Origin of the sequence: Streptomyces sp. NPDC058964, assembly GCF_042741275.1 — a bacterium.
Taxonomy (GTDB): domain Bacteria; phylum Actinomycetota; class Actinomycetes; order Streptomycetales; family Streptomycetaceae; genus Streptomyces.
On the sequence record NZ_JBHYKH010000950.1, the window covers coordinates 1 to 1,531 of the forward strand.

Consider the following 1,531-nt stretch of genomic DNA (forward strand, 5'->3'; position numbering starts at 1 on the left):
GGCCCGCAGCCGGTGGCGGAGCCGGTTCCCGTCCGTGCCGAAGGCCTTCTCGTGCACGTCCACCACCAGGTCGACACCGGCGGGGTCGGTGGCCGGCACGATGCGGATACCGTCGGGCGGCCGCGTGTCGACGATCAGATCGGCGACCTCGGCGATCATCAGCGTCTCCTCGGGCTCCGGCACGAATCCGGCCGCGGCGAGCCGCAGTCCGAGGTCGGGCGGGAGGTCGTGGCCGTACAGCTTCCACTCGAAGTCGCGGCCCAGGCCGGTGAAGTACGCGATCTGGTCGGCGATCGCCCGGTCCGCGTTCGTCGCGTTCAGGCCGGACCAGACGACACCGTTCCAGCCGTGGGCGTCCGCCACCTGGCGCACCACGTTGCCGGTGCGCTCGACACGGGCTCCGGGCCCGTCGGGCCGTGCCCCCTCGCGCATGTCCCGGTCGTACAGGGCGAGCACCGAGGCGTGATCCATGGGCTCACTCCAGCACCTGGGGCGGCCGGGGGCAACGGGATTACCGGTCGGCCGTTTTGGCGGCACCGGGACGCAGCGCGGCCAGTTACGCGCTCAGCCGGTCGCGGTTGCGGGCCAGGCAGTCGATGCGGGCCTGGATACGGTCGATGTGACCGGTGAGCAGCGCGGCGGTCTCCGGGGTCACGCACTCGGCGGCCGGATGGAGCTCCTCTGGGCCGGAGAGGTACGCCAGGATGGCTCGGATCATCTCCGCGGTGAGCCCCGAGTCCAGCGGGCCGCGGATCTGCTGGACGTCCTGGACCGCGGACTCGGCCCAGGAGCGGTAGCCGTTGCCGGCGCGTTCGGGGTGGAGCAGACCGGCGGTCCGGCTCACTGCCGAGGAGCGGGCCGCGGCGACCGTCCACACCTCCGGCGAGCACTGCCCGAAGTGCGCCGCCGCGCACGCCTGGGTCGGGCTCGTGCGGATCGTGCATGCGGCGTCCTCGGAGCAGCTTGCCACCCGGCTCGGCGAACTGGGCGTGCCCGGGGCCCCGGTGCGGGCGCTGCCCGTCGGTGAGGGCGCGCCCGGGTACCCGTCGAGGGGCCGGTGCCGGACTGGTGGAGGACGTACGCGCCCTGCACCGCCGTTGTCACGCAGTGCCGGGCCGACCCGCCGGGCCGGTCAGCCGAGTTCGAGTGTCGTGACGCCGAACACGCGCTCCCGGGCGTGGTCGCGCACCGGGCCCGTGTACATGCGGGCGGTCTCGAAGGAAGGGGCGAGTCCGGCCGACTCCGCCAGCGCGATCCCCGCCGTGTTCGTCTCGGGGACGTCGATGGCGACCTCGCGGCCGGCGGCCTCGGCGGTGAGGGCGGCGAACAGGGCCCGGGCGTCGTCGGGGCCGTCGGCGAACAGCGGGCCGATGCGCAGGCTGTCGTGGCCGGGGCGGATCACGCCGTAACCGGCCGGCCGGTCGGCGGGGGGGCGGGACAAAGGGGCGGGGCCCGCGCCCCGCAGCCAAAAGGCCAGTTCGCCGGGGCCGGCGGCCCGGGGACATGCGCGCGGGGATTGGGGTTTTAGGCC

General features: G+C 74.8%; 1 protein-coding gene and 3 pseudogenes. 1 reads left to right on the top strand and 3 read right to left on the bottom strand.

Annotation, left to right across the window (positions count from 1 at the left end; all coding sequences use genetic code 11):
* Together ACFW2E_RS46690 and ACFW2E_RS46695 are read right to left on the bottom strand one after the other, a co-directional pair.
* Positions 1-471 (bottom strand): annotated as a pseudogene (locus tag ACFW2E_RS46690) (GNAT family N-acetyltransferase); the annotation flags it as partial.
* 85 nt (positions 472-556) lie between these two features.
* Entirely contained in the window at positions 557-877 is a 321-nt protein-coding gene (locus ACFW2E_RS46695) for a MerR family transcriptional regulator (protein WP_384478216.1), read from the bottom strand.
* Here ACFW2E_RS46695 and ACFW2E_RS46700 point away from each other — a divergent pair.
* Positions 831-1,155, top strand: a pseudogene (locus tag ACFW2E_RS46700) (hypothetical protein); the annotation flags it as partial. The gene ACFW2E_RS46695 and the pseudogene ACFW2E_RS46700 overlap by 47 nt on opposite strands.
* On the opposite strand, the pseudogene ACFW2E_RS46705 reads toward ACFW2E_RS46700, so the two are convergent.
* Positions 1,133-1,531 (bottom strand): annotated as a pseudogene (locus ACFW2E_RS46705) (GNAT family N-acetyltransferase); the annotation flags it as partial. The pseudogenes ACFW2E_RS46700 and ACFW2E_RS46705 overlap by 23 nt on opposite strands.